The sequence below is a fragment of the Pseudomonas sp. P1_F1_2 genome, from assembly GCF_056405815.1.
The window spans coordinates 24,973-42,030 of sequence record NZ_JBFUBK010000007.1 but is presented as its reverse complement, the minus strand read 5'-3'; the positions used below and the strand labels follow the sequence as shown (position 1 = coordinate 42,030).

Sequence of the window (17,058 nt, the reverse complement as noted above, 5' to 3'; positions counted from 1 at the left end):
GGGGGGACTTCTATTATTCTGCCGTCCGGCATCATAAACCCGAATTACGTCAATGAGCATGCCCCGTGCAGCGTCACAACTTGTCAGCCAAAAACCCGAGCAGTGTTTCATAGAGCGCATCGACCTCGGCGACTTGAGCGCGCGCGCGCAAACAACCATGAACCAGCCCCTCGCCGTAGTACAGCGTGGTGTCCACACCGGCGGCTTCCAGTTGCTCGGCGTAGAGCACGCCGTCATCGCGCAGCGGATCGAACTGCGCAACGGCGATCAATGCCGGTGGTAGACCACTGAAGTGTCCGGCGAGCAGTGGCATGGCATAGGCCCCCGGATGTCGGGTGCCATGCAGGTACAGCGCGTGATAACAATCCACATCGCTGCTGCTGAGCAACGGCGCGTCGATGCATTCGCCGCGCGATGGCAACTGATCACCGCCACCCAGTCCCGGATAGACCAGAATCTGCGCAGCAGGCAATGGCTCGCGAGCATCCCGCAGCGCCAGACATAATGCAGCGGCCAGGTTGCCGCCCGCGCTGTCCCCCATCACCAGCGTCCGCGCAGGATCAAGCCGGAATGGCCCCGTACGCAACGCCCGCCAGACCTTGATGCAATCATCGAACGCCGCCGGAAACGGATGCTCCGGCGCCAGGCGGTAATCAACCGCGATGACCAATACACCGAGGGTTGATGCGAGCTCGGCGCAGATGAAGTCGTGGGAATCCAGATCCCCCACCACCCACCCACCACCGTGCAGATACACAATGCACGGGCAAGCCTCGGACGACGATGAGGCGTGCGGCTGGTAGGACCTGATCGCCACGCCCGCCAGCTCGACATCAAGCACATAAAGCCCTTCAGGACGTGGCGGAGTAAACGCCCGGCACATCTCGCTGTAGGCCCGACGCAAACCCTCGAGGCTGCTGTCGGTGCTGTTGAAGCTGACGGTTGTCTCGACGAATGCCGTCATCTGTTCGGAAAGCGGGTAAGGAGCCATGAGCCTGGTGCCAGTCCGTTCAGCGGTTTAAGGAGAGCAACATTTGAATTCAGTTTTTCAAACTGGCCTGAACGGTGGCAACGCCATCCTTACCATCAAAACTGCTGACACCCGCCAACCAACGCTGCATATCTTCCGGGTGATCGCGCAACCACTGCCTGGCGACATCCTGCGGCGTCTTGCGCTCCATGATCGGCACCATCAACTGACTTTCCTGCGAGGCGCTGAAAGTCAGGTTCTCCAGCAGGCGATTTACATTCGGGCAACGTTCAGCGTAATCCGGCGAAGTGACCGTAGAGACCGTCGCCGCACCTTCGTTCGGTCCGTAGACGTCTTCACTGCCGGTCAGGTAGTCGATCTTCATGTTGATGTTCATCGGGTGCGGGGTCCAGCCGACGAACACCACGAACTCCTTGCGATTCACTGCACGCTGTACGGCGGCGAGCATGCCGGCCTCGCCGGATTCAATCAGTTTGAAATCCTTCAAGCCAAAGTGATTGGTCTCGATCATGGTTTTGATCGTGGTGTTGGCGCCGCTGCCGGGCTCGATGCCGTAGATCTTGCCGCCGAGCTGGTCTTTGAATCGGGCGATGTCGGCAAAGGTTTTCAAACCGGCGGCGGCCACGTAGTCCGGAACCGCGAGGGTGGCCTGAGCATCGGCCAGGCTCGGTTTCTCCATGACTTTCACTTGGTTGGCCGCCACGAACGGCGCGATGTTTTTGTCCATCGCCGGTTTCCAGTAACCCAGGAAAATGTCCAGGCGCTTGTCGCGGATGCCGGCGAAGATGATTTGCTGCACAGCGCTGGTTTGCTTGCTTTCGTAGCCCAGGCCATTGAGTAACACATCGGCCATGCCACTGGTGGCGATCACATCGGTCCAGTTGACCACGCCCATGCGCACGGCTTTGCAGGAAGCATCGTCGCTGGCCAGGACGCTGGTGCTCAGAAGAGCCGTGCCGCAGAGGATTGAGAGACAGCGGGTGAACAGTCTTTTCATCGGGAGAGTCTCGTGCGGCAGATTATTGTGAGGGCCGGTGTCTTCGTGCACCGTGCCCTGCACATTACGCAGCGTCGAGCGGGTAAAAGCGACCTGTGGCGACTGTGTTTTGCACAGAGGCGACAGTTCCAATCAGCTATGAAGGCCAATGAAAAACCTGTGGGAGCGAGCTTGCTCGCGATGAGGCCATAACATTCAACATAGATGTTGCCTGTTAGTCCGCCATCGCGAGCAAGCGCGCTCCCACAGGGTTATGCGCCAGGCTCTAGCGTTTGTAGTGGTTTTGGCCCCAATCGAGCAAACCTTGCAGCAGCTCCTTGAGCACCACTTGCGTCGGCGCAGCCAGATCCGGGCGATAGCGGAACGGTTCGAACTCTTCCATATATGTGCACTGACCCAACTCCAGTTGCACGGCATGGATATTCTCGGCCGGATTGCCGTAATGCCGGGTGATGTGGCCGCCCTTGAAGCGGCCGTTCAGCACATGGCTGTAATCGCCGTGGCGCGCGCAAATGGCTTCCAGTTGAGTGGCCAACTCAGGATCGCAACTGGCGCCATTGAAGGTGCCGAGGTTGAAGTCCGGCAGCTTGCCGTCGAACAAGTGCGGGATGATCGAGCGGATCGAGTGCGCGTCGAACAGCAACGCAAAACCGAACTCGGCTTTCAGCCGTGCCAGCTCGTTTTGCAATGTCGTGTGATACGGCGTCCAGATCTGTTCCAGCCAGGTCGTGCGCTCTTCTTTCGACGGTTCCAGGCCTTCGCGGAACAAGGGAATGCCATCGAACAGCGTCGCCGGGTACAGGCCCGTGGTCGCGCCGACATACAAAGGCTTGTCGTCGGAGGGACGGTTCAGGTCGATGACAAACCGCGAGTACTCGGCGGCCAGGGTGCTGGCGCCCAGTTCCGTGGCAAATTCATAAAGCTTCGGGATGTGCCAGTCGGTATCCGGCAGACTGCGGGCGTCGGGAATCAACCCGGCTTCGACCGCCGGGGTCAGGCGCACGCCCGCGTGAGGCATGCTGATCAGCAGCGGCACACGGCCTTGTTTGAAGTTCAGAACCTTATCCACAGCTGTTCTCCTAAACACTTGTCTCGACGCCGTGACGCACGACGCGTTTTTCCAGGTCACCGCCCAGCCAGTACGACAGATCGGCCGGACGATCGATTTGCCAGGCGACAAAATCCGCGACTTTTCCGGCTTCCAGCGAGCCGTGGGTATCGGCCATGCCCAGCGCGGTGGCGGCATGAATCGTCGCGCCCGCCAGCGCCTCTTCCGGGGTCATGCGGAAACAGGTGCAGGCCATGTTCAGCATCAAGCGCAACGACAGCGCAGGCGAGGTGCCCGGGTTGAGGTCGCTGGCGATGGCTATTTTCACACCGTGCTTGCGCAGCGCGTCCATCGGCGGCAACTGAGTTTCCCGCAGGAAGTAGAACGCGCCCGGCAGCAGCACCGCGACGGTTCCGGACTTGGCCATGGCGATGGCATCGTCCTCGGTCATGAATTCCAGATGATCGGCCGACAGTGCGTGATAACGCGCCGCCAGGCTCGAACCGTGCAGCGACGACAGTTGTTCTGCGTGCAGCTTCACCGGCAAACCGAGTTCCTGTGCGGTGATGAACACCCGTTCAACCTGCGCCGGCGAGAACGCCAGGTATTCGCAGAATGCATCCACCGCATCCACCAACCCTTCGGCGGCCAGGGCCGGGAGCATTTCGGCGCAGATGTGATCGATGTAGTCGTCGGCGCGGTCGGCGTATTCCGGCGGCAACGCGTGAGCGGCCAGGCACGTGCTGCGCACGCTGATCGGCAATTCGGCGCCGAGGCGGCGAATGACTCGAAGGATCTTGCGCTCGCTGGCCAGGTCGAGGCCGTAGCCGGATTTCATTTCGACCGTGGTCACGCCATCACGCATCAGGCTTTTAAGACGCTTGGCGGCGCTGGCGAACAGCTCGTCTTCAGAGGCTGCGCGGGTCGCGCGTACGGTGCTGGCGATGCCACCACCGGCCGCTGCGATTTCTGCGTAGCTGACGCCTTGCAGGCGCTGTTCGAATTCGCCGCTACGATTACCGCCAAACACCGTGTGGGTGTGGCAGTCGATCAGACCCGGCGTTACCCAGGCCCCTTGCAAATCGTTGACGGCCGGGTACTCGCCCGCGGGCAGGTCAGCGCGCGGGCCGATCCACTCAATGAGCGCACCTGACGTCACGATGGCCGCGTCCTCGATGATCGAGTAGACGCCTTGTGCCATGGTTGCGACGTGGCAGTGTTGCCAGAGAGTTTTCATCCGTGGCCTCCGTTAGGTTATTGATGTGAAAAAGAAGGTTCCTGCTCTACCAGTGCCGCCTGGCCCGCCGCCGGTTTCACCCACGTCAGGTAGGCCAGCACCAGCAGCACGATCCAGACCACACCGACGATCAGCGCCGCCTGGGTGTCCGGGAAATAACCCAGCACGCCGAAAATGAACAGCATGAAGGCAATCGCCGCCATCGGCGCATAGGGCCAGAACGGTACAGGGAACTTCAGTTGTGCGACCTGCTCGGCACTCATGGAGCGACGCATGGCCACCTGGGTACACAGAATCATCAGCCAGACCCATACCGTGGCAAAGGTCGCGATGGAGGCGATCAACAGAAACACGTTTTCCGGAATCAGGTAGTTCAACAGCACACCCAGCAGCAGYGCGGCACTCATCACCACCACGGTCATCCATGGCACGCCATTACGCGACAAACGGGCGAAGCCCTTAGGTGCGTGCCCTTGCTGGGCCAGACCGTACATCATGCGGCCAGCGCCGAAGATGTCGCTGTTGATGGCCGAGATCGCCGCCGAGATCACCACAATATTGAGGATGGTCGCCGCCGAGCTGATGCCCAGATTGTCGAAAATCTGCACGAACGGACTGCCTTGGCTGCCGATCTGCTGCCATGGAAAGATCGACATCAGTACGAACATGGTCAGCACATAGAACAGCAAAATACGCAACGGTACGGCATTGATCGCTCTAGGCAGCACATGCTGCGGATCTTTGGCCTCACCGGCGGTCACGCCGATGATTTCAATCCCGCCGAATGCGAACATCACCACCGCGAACGAAGCGATCAGGCCACCCACGCCATTGGGCATGAAACCGCCATGGCTCCAGAGGTTGCTGATATCGGTCGCTTGGGCGCCGGGCGCCGTGCTGATGCCGAACAGCATGATGCCGAAGCCACCCAGAATCATCGCGACGATGGCTGCGACCTTGAGCAGTGACAGCCAGAACTCCATTTCACCGAAGACCTTGACGTTACACAGGTTCAAGCCGCCGACCACCGAAACGATGCCCAGCACCCAGATCCAGCGGGAGACTTCCGGGAACCAGAAGCCCATGTAAATACCGAACGCGGTGACGTCGGCCATGCCGACGATGACCATTTCGAACGCGTAGGTCCAACCGAGGATGAAGCCCGCCATCGGCCCCAGATAGGTGCTGGCGTACTGACCGAAAGAGCCGGCCACCGGGTTGTGCACTGCCATCTCACCGAGGGCGCGCATGACCATGAACACCGCTGCGCCACCGATCAGGTAGGCGAGCAATACCGCGGGGCCGGCCATTTGAATGGCCGAGGCAGAACCGTAAAACAGCCCGGTGCCGATCGCCGACCCCAGCGCCATGAAGCGAATATGTCGGGCAGAAAGCCCGCGTTTCAAACCTTTTGCTGGCTGTTGCATTTCTCGTCCTTAATTATTCTTATTCGACGCAAAATCGAATCGCGAGCAGGCTCGCTCCCACAGGGTTTACACAATCCACTGTGGGAGCGAGCCTGCTCGCGAATAGGCCATTACAGGCTCGGCAGCAACTTCGCCATTACCAGCTCGTTCAGGCAACGCGAGGCCAACAACTCAGTCGCCGCATTGATGTCCGGCGCAAAGAAACGGTCCTTCTCATAGAACGGCACTTCCTTACGCAGGATGGCACGGGCCTTTTCCAGTTTTGCCGAGCTCTTCAGGCCTTCGCGCAAGTCCAGGCCTTGAGCCGCCGCCAACCATTCCACGGCCAGAACACCGCGGGTGTTTTCCGCCATTTCCCACAGGCGCTTGCCTGCAGCCGGGGCCATGGACACGTGGTCTTCCTGGTTCGCCGACGTCGGCAGGCTGTCTACCGAATGCGGATGTGACAGGGCCTTGTTCTCGCTGGCCAATGCGGCAGCGGTCACTTGGGCGATCATGAAGCCAGAGTTCACGCCGCCGTTTGCCACCAGGAATGGCGGCAGTTGCGACATGTGCTTGTCCATCATCAGCGAGATGCGGCGTTCGCTCAGAGAACCGATTTCAGCGATGGCCAGCGCCATGTTGTCAGCGGCCATGGCCACTGGTTCGGCGTGGAAGTTACCGCCGGAAATCACATCGCCTTCAGCGGCGAATACCAGCGGGTTATCGGAGACGGCGTTGGCCTCGATAGCGAGCACTTCAGCGGCCTGACGGAACTGAGTCAGGCAGGCGCCCATGACTTGTGGCTGGCAGCGCAGGGAGTACGGGTCCTGGACCTTTTCGCAGTTTTCGTGCGAGTCGGACACTTCACTGCGCTCGCCCAGCAGGTCGCGGTAAGCGGCAGCGGCGTCGATCTGGCCTTTCTGGCCACGGGCGGCATGGATGCGAGCATCGAACGGCGAGCGCGAGCCCAATACCGCTTCAACGGTCAGCGCGCCCAGCGCGACAGCGCCAGCGAACAGGTCTTCGCCTTCGAACAAACCGCGCAGTGCGTAAGCGGTCGACACTTGAGTGCCGTTGAGCAGCGCCAGGCCTTCTTTCGCGGCCAGGGTCAGCGGCGTCAGGCCGGCGACTTTCAGCGCTTCGGTCGCCTCCATCCACTCGCCCTTGTAGCGCGCCTTGCCTTCACCCAGCAGCACCAGCGACATATGGGCCAACGGCGCCAAATCGCCGGAAGCACCGACCGAGCCTTTCAATGGAATGTGCGGGTAAACCTCAGCGTTGATCAGGGCGATCAGCGCGTCGATGACCACGCGACGGATACCGGAGAAACCACGGCTCAGGCTGTTGACCTTGAGCACCATGACCAGGCGCACCAAGGCGTCGCTGATCGGCTCGCCGACACCGGCGGCGTGAGACAGCACCAGCGAGCGCTGAAGGTTTTCCAGGTCTTCGCTGGCGATGCGGGTCGAGGCCAGCAGGCCGAAACCGGTGTTGATGCCATAGGCGGTGCGGTTCTCGGCGAGGATCTGTTCCACGCAGGCAACGCTGGCTTCAATTTGTGCCGAGGCGCTGTTGTCGAGGGTCAATTTCACCGGCTGCTGATAGACATCACGCAGTTGGGCGAGGCTCAGTTGGCCGGGAATCAGGTTTAGCGCAGTCATTTTGTGCTCCTTTTGAGAGTTGTAAATGCTCTCTATTTAGAGAGGCAGACCAGACGCTCCGGAAATGTCCGTTGTCCGTCGCGTCTGCCTCTTGGGGAGACGCGCCTTGGCACGCTGGTTTTATTGGGAAATCAGTTCAGATTCGGTAAAGCCTTTTGCAGCAAGTTCGGGTCTTTCAATACACCGGCAGCGGCGGCAATGTCCGGTGCCAGCCAGCGGTCCTGATCGTAGGCAGGAACGCGCTCACGCAGCAGACGCCAGGCCGCATCGGTACCGGCGCCGAAGCGTTGCTCTTTCAAGAATTCAAACGCCTGAGACGCCAGCAGGTACTCGATGGCGAGGATCTGCGTGCAGTTTTCCAGTGCGCGGTGCAGCTTCAGCGCGGCGTTGGTGCCCAGGCTCAGGTGGTCTTCCTGAAGGCCCGACGTGACGTAGTTGTCGAGCACCGCCGGTTGCGCCAATTGGCGGTTTTCCGCGCACAGGGACGCGGCGACGTACTGGACGATCATCATCCCGGAGTTCACCCCCGGGTTGGCCACCAGAAATGCCGGCAGACCACTGACGTGAGGGTTGATCAAGCGGTCCAGGCGACGCTCGGCGATGGAGCCGATTTCGGCCATGGCGATGGCCAGCAGGTCTGCTGCCAATGCCACGGACTGACCGTGCGGGTTGGCCTGGGACACCACGCGGTAGTTGTCCGGCGTGCCCAGCACCAGCGGGTTGTCGGTGGCGCTGTTGAGTTCGGTTTCGATCTGTCGGGTCGCGTGAACCAGTTGATCGCGCGCCGCGCCGTGAACCTGCGGGATCGAACGAATGCTCAAGGCATCCTGGGTGCGAATGCCCTTGCTGCTGGCGATCACTTCGCTACCGTCGAGCACCGCACGCAGATTGATCCCCACTTGCTGCATGCCCGGGTGCGGCTTGAGTGCAATGATCTCGGCATCGAACGCATCGATCTGACCGCGCTGGGCCTCGAAACTCATGGCACCGATCACGTCGGCCCATTGCAGCAGGCGCGTGGCATCGGCAATGGCCAGGCAGCTCAGGCCGGTCATGCACGGCGTGCCGTTGACCAGGCACAAACCGTCCTTGGCGCCGAGCTTGACCGGTTGCAGGCCTTCTTCGGCCAGGGCTTGCTGAGCGGAAACGACCTGCCCGCGATAGCTGACATTGCCGACACCCAGCAGCGCAATGCCGATGTGCGCCATGTGGGTCAGGTAACCCACGGAACCCTGGGAAGGCACTTGCGGGGTAATGCCACGGTTGAGCAACGCCAGCAAGGCTTCGACCACCTGGCGGTGCAGGCCGGATTTGCCATGGCTGTAGTTGACGACAGCAGCGCACATGATCGAGCGAGTCTGCTCGTCGGTCAGGGGCGCGCCAACGCCACAGGCATGGCTGAGCAAGGTATTGCGCGACAACTGGCTGAGTTGTTCATCCGCCAGCGAGACGTTGCACAACGCCCCCAGCCCGGTGTTGATGCCGTAAGCGCGCTCACCGCTGGTGACGATACGCTGGACGATGCCTTGCGCGTTTTCAATCCGTGCCCAGACCTGCGCCGACAGCTCAAGCTGCGCGCCATCACGGGCGACGGCCACCACATCCTGCCAACGCACGGGGGCATCGGCGATAACGATTTTTTCAGCCTGGGACATCTTCAACCTCGTGCGTACAACCTGAATTGATCGTTCCCACGCTCTGCGTGGGAATGCTGCCTGGGACGCTCCGCGTCCCGTTGCCAGTGCAAGGCTCAAGCCCTGCGCATGTGTGACGCGGAGCGTCACGGGATGCATTCCCACGCAGAGCGTGGGAACGATCGACCTTTAAACCACCGCCGCCCGACGTTGCACAAACCGGTCGACATACTCATCCGCCGGCGAATGCAGGATCTCTCTCGGGGTGCCGACCTGGATCAGGCGGCCGTCCTTGAGGATCGCGATGCGGTTGCCGATGCGCACGGCCTCGTCGAGGTCGTGGGTGATGAAGACGATGGTCTTGTGCAGGGTCTTTTGCAGCTCCAGCAACTGGTCCTGCATCTCGGCGCGGATCAGCGGGTCGAGGGCGCTGAACGCTTCGTCCATCAGGATGATGTCGGTGTCCGCCGCCAGGGCACGGGCCAGGCCCACACGCTGGCGCATACCGCCGGAAAGCTGATGCGGGTATTTGTTTTCGTAGCCCTTGAGGCCCACGGTGTTGATCCAGTGCAGCGCACGCTCGGCGCACATGGCTTTGCTCTCGCCACGAATTTTCAAGCCGTAGGCGACGTTGTCCAGCACGCTCTTGTGCGGCAACAGGCCGAAGCTCTGGAACACCATGCTGATCTTGCGTCGACGAAATTCGCGCAGGGCTTCCATGTCGTATTGCAGGATGTCCACGCCATCCACCAGGATCGCGCCGCTGGTCGGGTCGATCAGGCGATTGAAGTGGCGTACCAAAGTCGACTTGCCGGAGCCCGACAGGCCCATGATCACGAAGATCTCGCCGCTGCCGATGCTCAGCGACAGATCGTTCACGCCGACCACGCAGCCGGTTTCGGCCAGCACCTGGTCCTTGGTTTTGCCCTGGCCAATCATCGCCAGTGCATCTTTGGAACGGTTGCCAAAAATCTTGAAGACGTTTTTGACTTCGATCTTGCTTACGGTCGCGTTGTTCATTTGCTCACCTCATGCCGGGCCCGACCGTACGCCTGAGTAATACGGTCGATCACCACAGCCAGAATCACGATCGCCAGACCGGCTTCCAGGCCACGTCCGACGTTGAGGGTCTGAATCCCCACCAGCACGTCTTCACCCAAGCCACGGGCACCGATCATCGAAGCAATGACCACCATCGACAGCGCCATCATGGTGGTCTGGTTGATCCCGGCCATGATGCTCGGCAGGGCCAGCGGCAGTTGCACGCCAAACAGTTGCTGCCAGCGGTTGGCACCGAAGGCGTTGATCGCTTCCATCACTTCACCGTCGACCTGGCGAATGCCCAGATCGGTCAAGCGGATCAGCGGTGGCGCGGCGTAAATCACGGTGGCGAAAATCGCCGGGACCTTGCCCAGGCCGAACAGCATCAGCACCGGGATCAGGTACACGAAACTCGGCATGGTCTGCATGATGTCCAGCAGCGGCATCAGTATCGAACGCAGGCGGTTGCTGCGCGCCGAGAGAATGCCCAGCGGAATGCCGATCAGCACCGAAATGATCGTCGCCACCATCATCAACGCCAGGGTTTGCATCAGCTTGTCCCAGAGGCCGACGGCACCCACCAGGAACAACAAGCCGACGATCACGGCCGTGGTCACGACTTTGCGGGTCGCGTGCCAGGCAACGCCTGCGACGATGGCCAACATCAGCCACCAGGGCGCCGCGCGCAGCAGCCCTTCAAGATTGACGATGGCCCACAGCAGGGTGTCAGAGATCTGCCGAAACACGTCGCCGTAGTTGGTGACCAACGAGTCGACCCAACCGTTGACCCAGTCGGCGATGGAAAAGGTAAAGCTTTCGGGAAACATAAGAGACTCTCAATCAAGGGGTTGCGATCAAGCGTCCGACTGCCGCTACCGGCAGTCGGAGAGGCCCAACCTACAAGGCCGCGTCGATTTTCTTGGCTGCGTCTTCGCTCACCCAGGCGTGCCAGACTTCAGGATGTTCCTTCAAGAAGATCTTGGCCAGTTTTGGCGACTCGATCCGCTCTTTGGTCATGCGCCCCAGGTTCTGGTTGAGGATGTCGATCGGCACATTGACTTTTTCCAGTACAGCCACCAGTTCCGGGGCTTGTTCGTGGAACGTCTTGGACAGGCCGACCTTGATATCCACGGTCTTGTTCACGCCTGGCTTCTCTTCGAGTTTCACCACATCGACCTGGCCCATCAGCGGGGTGGGCGACCAGTAGTAGAACAGGATCGGCTCGCCACGCTTGTAGCTCGACAGCACGGCGGCATCCAGCGCCGGGCCGGTGCCTGGGCGGAAGTTGGTGTAGGTGCTTTCCAGACCGTAGCTTTTCAGCATTTCGCTGTTGTCCAGCTCACAGGTCCAGCCGGCCGGGCAATTGTAGAAACGGCCTTTGGACGGCTCTTCAGCGTCTTTGAAGATCGCCGAGTATTTGCCCAGGTCAGCAATGTTTTTCAGGTCCGGGGCTTTAGGTTCCAGTTTGCGCTTGGCGTCGCCTTCGATCACGTAGCGCGGCACGTACCAGCCTTCAACCGCGCCAACAACCGGAGCGCCGACACCGACGACTTTGCCGGCCTTCTCGGCCTTGTTCCAGACTTCGCTGCGGCCGACCCACTCTTCGGCAAACACTTGAATGTCGTTGCTGCTCAGGGCGTTTTCCATGGTGATGGAGTTGCCCGGCAGGCTGTCGGTCTTGCAGTCGTAGCCTTTCTCCAACACGACTTGCAGCACGTCGGTCAGCAGCATGGCGCTTTCCCAGTTCAGGCCGGCAAATTTCACCGGTTTGCCCGACTCGCACCAACCGGCTGCCTGAGTGGCGCCGGCACTGGCCAGCAGGCCCATGGAAAGCAATGTGGTCAGCAGGGTCTTGTTCGATTTCATTGTTGTGACGCTCCTAATCATGAATTGGCTTACGGCAGTCAAGAGGCATCCAGCCCTGTCCACGTCCAATCAGGCCTGCGCCGAAGCGCGACCAACATTCAGCTTTTGTTCAGTGATCGCGTCCTGCTCGACCGGCAGGATCAAACGATCAGGCACTGTGCCGTGCCATTTTTTTGCGCACACGTAATACAGGGCGGCGGGAATCACCAGACCGATGATCCAGGAAATATCCACATCACCCAGGGCCGCCACCAGCGGACCGGTATAGAACTTGGTGGAAATGAACGGCAGTTGAACCAGCACACCGAAGACATAAATGCTGATACCGAGGACGTTCCAACGACCATAGCGACCGTTCGGATCGGCCAGCGCCGGCACGTCATAGCGCTCGCGGGTGATGCAGTAGTAGTCCACCAGGTTGATCGCGCTCCATGGCGTAAAGAACGCCAGCAGGAACAGGATGAAGGACTTGAACGCACCGAGGAACGAGTGCTGGCCGAGCAACGCCATCAGGGTCGCAGCCCCGACGATGACCAGCACGAACACCAGACGCTGCAAGCGCGATACCTTCAGGTCACCACGGAACCCGCTGATGATGGTCGCAATGCACATGAAGCTGCCGTAGGAGTTCAGCGTGGAGATGGTGACTTTGCCGAACGCAATGCTGAAGTACAGCAGCGCAGCGGTGGCACCGGTACCACCCAGACCCACGATGTAGGCCACTTCGTGGCCGGCGAATTGTCCGTTGGCCGAAGCGGCGGCGAACACGCCGAGGACCATCGCCACCTGTGCACCAATCACCGAACCGGCGCCTGCGGCGAAAAAGGTTTTCACCGAGGAAGTCTTGCTCGGCAGGTAGCGCGAATAGTCAGCCACGTACGGACCGAAGGCGATCTGCCACGACGCCGCGAGCGACACCGCGAGCAAGAAGCTGCTCCAGCTGAAGTGGCGGATTTGCAACAGCGCGCCGACGTCAGTCTGGCTCATCAGACGGCTGAACAGATAAACAAAGGCAATCACACCAATGACACTGGCGACACGGCCGATCCAATGGATCACCCGATAACCAAGCACCGTGACCAGCACGATGACGCTGGCGAAAATGAGGATACCGACGGTATCGCTGACACCAAACAACTGGCCCAGCGCCTGGCCGGACAGTACGGTTCCCGTTGCGGTGAAACCGAGATACATCAAGCAGACCAATACGATCGGGATGGCCGCGCCGTAAACACCGAACTGCACACGACTGGAGATCATCTGCGGCAGGCCAAGCTTGGGGCCTTGCGCGGCATGCAGCGCCATCACACCACCGCCGAGCAGTTGACCGATCAACAGACCGATCAACGACCAGAACACGTCACCGCCAAGGACCACGGCCAATGCGCCGGTGACAATCGCGGTGATTTGCAGGTTGGCACCCATCCACAGGGTGAACTGACTCAACAGACGACCGTGTCTTTCCGCTTCCGGGATGTAGTCGATCGAGCGTTTCTCGATCAACGGTTTGTTACCTGCACGCTCGCTGTTAACAGTCATGGTTCAACCTCTGTGGATTGTTATTCTGGTTTCACTCAATCTCTGTAGCAGCTGCCGAAGGCGGCGTCGGGTTGCGAAGCGACCCCGGCATTCCAACGCGGAACGAAGGTCCTTCGGCCCTTAACGCAGCCTGCGGCAGCTGCTACATGGCTTGTTTATTTGCCGGTGATCATCGGCAGGTTCAGCCCTTGTTCCTTGGCGCAGTCGATGGCGATCTGGTAGCCCGCATCGGCGTGCCGCATGACGCCGGTAGCCGGGTCGTTGTGCAGGACGCGAGCAATACGCTCGGCCGCTTCGTCAGTACCGTCGCAGACAATCACCATGCCCGAGTGCTGGGAGAAGCCCATGCCGACGCCGCCGCCGTGGTGCAGGGAAACCCAGGTCGCGCCGCTCGCGGTGTTGAGCAGAGCGTTGAGCAGTGGCCAGTCGGACACGGCGTCGGAACCGTCCTGCATGGATTCGGTTTCGCGGTTCGGGCTGGCTACCGAGCCGGAGTCCAGGTGGTCGCGACCGATGACGATAGGCGCGGACAATTCACCGCTGCGTACCATTTCGTTGAACGCCAGACCCAGCTTGGCGCGCAGGCCCAGGCCAACCCAGCAGATACGGGCCGGCAGACCCTGGAAGCTGATGCGCTCGCGGGCCATGTCCAGCCAGTTGTGCAGGTGGGCGTCGTCCGGGATCAGCTCTTTGACCTTGGCGTCGGTCTTGTAGATGTCTTCAGCGTTGCCCGACAGTGCAGCCCAACGGAATGGGCCGATGCCGCGGCAGAACAGTGGACGGATGTAAGCCGGTACGAAGCCTGGGAAGTCGAATGCGTTTTCCACGCCTTCTTCCTGCGCCATCTGACGGATGTTGTTGCCGTAGTCGAAGGTCGGGATGCCCATTTTCTGGAAATCCAGCATCGCTTTAACGTGCACGGCCATCGATTGCTTGGCGGCTTTGACCACGGCGGCAGGCTCGGTCTGGGCGCGAGCGCGGTACTCTTCCCAGGTCCAGCCGGCTGGCAGGTAACCGTTGAGCGGGTCGTGGGCGCTGGTCTGGTCGGTAACCATGTCCGGGCGTACGCCACGACGAACCAGTTCCGGCAGGATTTCAGCCGCGTTACCCAGCAGCGCGATGGAAATCGCCTTGCCTTCTTTGGTGTATTTGGCGATGCGGGCCAGCGCGTCGTCGAGGTCTTTGGCTTGCTCGTCGACGTAGCGGCTGTTCAGGCGAAAATCGATGCTGACCTGCTGGCATTCGATGTTCAGCGAGCAGGCACCGGCCAGGGTCGCGGCCAGCGGTTGGGCACCGCCCATGCCACCGAGGCCTGCGGTCAGGACCCAACGACCTTTCAGGTCATCGTTGTAGTGCTGACGACCGGCTTCGACGAAGGTTTCGTAGGTGCCTTGAACGATGCCCTGGCTACCGATGTAGATCCAGCTGCCGGCGGTCATCTGGCCGTACATGGCCAGGCCTTTGGCGTCCAGTTCGTTGAAGTGCTCCCAGCTTGCCCAGTGTGGAACCAGGTTGGAGTTGGCGATCAGAACACGCGGTGCGTTGCTGTGGGTCTTGAACACGCCGACCGGCTTGCCGGATTGCACCAGCAGGGTCTCGTCGTCGTTCAGATTGGTCAGGCTTTCAACGATCTTGTCGTAGCATTCCCAGTTACGTGCCGCACGACCGATACCACCGTAAACCACCAGTTCTTTAGGGTTCTCGGCGACTTCCGGGTCGAGGTTGTTCATCAGCATGCGCAGTGGCGCTTCGGTCAGCCAGCTCTTGGCGGTCAGCTTGTTACCGCGGGCAGCGCGGATTTCAACGTCACGAAATTTAGTCACGAAAAAAACTCCTCAGCAATCAATCCAAAACCAACCCAGGCAGTGGGCGAGCAAGCCGATGGGCATCAGTGCACACCGGCGAATCAGTGGACGACGGTTGAGTCTTCGTGACTCATACGCATACGTCTTTACTTGTACATACAAGCATATGCAATCAAGCGGCCAACTTGTTGGATGGATGTTCAAGAAAACCTTTTGGCATGGCTGGAGAGCGCCTGAATCAAGGGTTCTGGCGTAGATGAAATTTTTCGGGGGGGGATATTTTGCAGCGCTGCGATGGTGTTACTAGAGCGTGGTTTTGCGCCACGCTGGGGCGTTCGGTAACAAGTTGGTGCGCTTTGGGGAACAGATATGAAGTATCGGGCAACTTGCGATCTGTAGCAGCTGGCGAAGCCTGCGTTCGGCTGCGTTCGGCTGCGTAGCAGTCGCCTATCAGATGAGATGGCCCTGGAGACCGCAGTGGCTGATTTCACGACTGCTGCGCAGCCGAACGCAGGCTGCGCCAGCTGCTACAAAGTGAGCGTTGACTCAGTGAGCCGTCAGTTCGATCACACAGCAGGGGCCGTTGGTCGAGACTTCCAGCAGGCCGGTGTTACCGTCGAGTTGCAGGCAATCATGGCGACCAAGGTGCGAAGCGCTGTTACCTGTCTGCACGTCCAATGTGTCGCTGATGCTGAACACCAACACCGTACTCGCCGAGCTGAAAAACCGCTGCTCGCCGGAAAGCCACTGCAAGCGCGCATCAAAACGCTGCGGCGCATAAATCAGGTTGAAATCGCGAATCGGCCCGCCGAGCAATGTGCAGGACACGTCGCTCTCACCGCTAAAGGCAAACGGGGTCAGCGGTAACAACGGATGCGTATCTTGACCGTCCACCCGCAAGGTCATGCCATCACCTTGCAGCACGGTGATGACGCGCTCGTACCCGGTGAACGTCGAGAAGCCGCCCGACTCGCCGATGTCGGCAATCGACAGGCGCCAGCCAAAACCGTCAAGGCCCGTGCCTGCATCGCGGGTGATTTCTTCTGTGCTGCCACCGCCGTTTTTCCACGGCATGCGTGGGTAATCCTGGGCGCGCAAAACCTTCAAAGCATTCATTTATGAAAGCGTCCTTCCAGACGATGACGGGAACCGGGGTGGATCAAACGGGCGGCGGTCACTGGCTGACGGCCCGACCAGGTGCGGCGGCGAATCAGCAGGCACGGCTCGCCCTTTTCAATCTGCAGCAATTTGCATTCGCTGGCTTCGGCCAGAATCGCCTCGACCACATGCTCGCCCTCCGTCAGCGGCGCGACCTGGTTCAGGTAGGCGTAAGGCGTTTGCAGGGTGAAGTCCTGCTTGAGGTAGTCGGGGGCCACCAGCGCGTTGACGAAACGGTCTTCGATTTGCACCGGAATATCGTTTTCGAAATGCACGATCAGCGAGTGGAAAACCCGCTGCCCTTCGCGCATGTCCAACGCCAAAGCGCGTTCGGAGCCGGCGGCTTCTTCTTCGAGGGTAATCACTTTGCAGGTGTGACGATGACCACGGGAGGCGATTTCGTCGGCAATGTTGTGCACTTCAAACAGCGCGGACTGGCTTTTCGGCTCGGCGACGAACGTGCCGACGCCTTGCATGCGCACCAACAGACCGTCGGCAGTCATCTCCCGCAGCGCACGGTTGATGGTCATGCGGCTGAAACCGAGTTGGCTGACCAGCTCGCTTTCCGACGGAACGCGGTAGTGCGGCGGCCAGTTTCCACTGTCGATTTGCTGGGTAATCATCTGTTTGACGCGGGCGTACAAGGGCGCCGGACTGTCGCCCATGTTCGCG

General features: G+C 60.3%; 14 protein-coding genes. All 14 read right to left on the bottom strand.

The window, feature by feature from the left end:
• Positions 1 to 73: 73 nt before the first annotated feature.
• Positions 74 to 991, bottom strand: a complete 918-nt coding sequence (locus AC1D2P_RS03400) for an alpha/beta hydrolase (RefSeq protein WP_109785360.1) — start codon at positions 989 to 991, stop codon at positions 74 to 76.
• A gap of 49 nt (positions 992 to 1,040) precedes the next feature.
• Positions 1,041 to 1,988, bottom strand: coding sequence for a choline ABC transporter substrate-binding protein (locus AC1D2P_RS03395; protein WP_109785359.1), 948 nt, complete (start codon positions 1,986 to 1,988; stop codon positions 1,041 to 1,043).
• A gap of 265 nt (positions 1,989 to 2,253) precedes the next feature.
• The gene (gene hutG / locus AC1D2P_RS03390; RefSeq protein ID WP_109785358.1) at positions 2,254 to 3,057 is read right to left on the bottom strand and encodes an N-formylglutamate deformylase; all 804 of its coding nucleotides are present in this window, start codon (positions 3,055 to 3,057) and stop codon (positions 2,254 to 2,256) included.
• 10 nt (positions 3,058 to 3,067) lie between these two features.
• Complete coding sequence (hutI, locus tag AC1D2P_RS03385) at positions 3,068 to 4,273, bottom strand: imidazolonepropionase (protein WP_109785357.1); 1,206 nt, start codon at positions 4,271 to 4,273, stop codon at positions 3,068 to 3,070.
• 17 nt (positions 4,274 to 4,290) lie between these two features.
• Positions 4,291 to 5,700 carry an amino acid permease gene (locus AC1D2P_RS03380; RefSeq protein ID WP_077432302.1) on the bottom strand — a complete coding sequence of 470 codons (1,410 nt, stop codon included), beginning with the start codon at positions 5,698 to 5,700 and terminating at the stop codon, positions 4,291 to 4,293.
• A 110-nt stretch (positions 5,701 to 5,810) separates the two neighbouring features.
• Entirely contained in the window at positions 5,811 to 7,343 is a 1,533-nt protein-coding gene (gene hutH / locus AC1D2P_RS03375) for a histidine ammonia-lyase (RefSeq protein WP_077432301.1), read from the bottom strand.
• A gap of 131 nt (positions 7,344 to 7,474) precedes the next feature.
• Positions 7,475 to 8,998, bottom strand: coding sequence for a histidine ammonia-lyase (hutH, locus tag AC1D2P_RS03370; protein WP_109785356.1), 1,524 nt, complete (start codon positions 8,996 to 8,998; stop codon positions 7,475 to 7,477).
• A 168-nt stretch (positions 8,999 to 9,166) separates the two neighbouring features.
• Positions 9,167 to 9,997: a quaternary amine ABC transporter ATP-binding protein gene (locus AC1D2P_RS03365; protein WP_052961897.1), complete on the bottom strand. Its 831-nt coding sequence runs from the start codon at positions 9,995 to 9,997 to the stop codon at positions 9,167 to 9,169.
• Positions 9,994 to 10,845 (bottom strand): ABC transporter permease, encoded by an 852-nt coding sequence (locus AC1D2P_RS03360; protein WP_109785355.1) that lies wholly within the window; start codon positions 10,843 to 10,845, stop codon positions 9,994 to 9,996. Before AC1D2P_RS03360 ends, AC1D2P_RS03365 begins: the two co-directional genes overlap by 4 nt.
• A gap of 70 nt (positions 10,846 to 10,915) precedes the next feature.
• Complete coding sequence (locus AC1D2P_RS03355) at positions 10,916 to 11,884, bottom strand: ABC transporter substrate-binding protein (protein ID WP_046031211.1); 969 nt, start codon at positions 11,882 to 11,884, stop codon at positions 10,916 to 10,918.
• Positions 11,885 to 11,953: 69 nt separating this feature from the next.
• Positions 11,954 to 13,423, bottom strand: a complete 1,470-nt coding sequence (locus tag AC1D2P_RS03350; protein WP_477757265.1) for a purine-cytosine permease family protein — start codon at positions 13,421 to 13,423, stop codon at positions 11,954 to 11,956.
• 155 nt (positions 13,424 to 13,578) lie between these two features.
• On the bottom strand, positions 13,579 to 15,246 hold the full coding sequence (gene hutU, locus AC1D2P_RS03345; RefSeq protein ID WP_046031213.1) for a urocanate hydratase: 1,668 nt from the start codon (positions 15,244 to 15,246) through the stop codon (positions 13,579 to 13,581).
• A gap of 528 nt (positions 15,247 to 15,774) precedes the next feature.
• The gene (locus AC1D2P_RS03340; RefSeq protein ID WP_109785354.1) at positions 15,775 to 16,344 is read right to left on the bottom strand and encodes a HutD/Ves family protein; all 570 of its coding nucleotides are present in this window, start codon (positions 16,342 to 16,344) and stop codon (positions 15,775 to 15,777) included.
• The gene (gene hutC / locus AC1D2P_RS03335; protein WP_154505298.1) at positions 16,341 to 17,051 is read right to left on the bottom strand and encodes a histidine utilization repressor; all 711 of its coding nucleotides are present in this window, start codon (positions 17,049 to 17,051) and stop codon (positions 16,341 to 16,343) included. Before hutC ends, AC1D2P_RS03340 begins: the two co-directional genes overlap by 4 nt.
• Positions 17,052 to 17,058 lie beyond the last annotated feature (7 nt).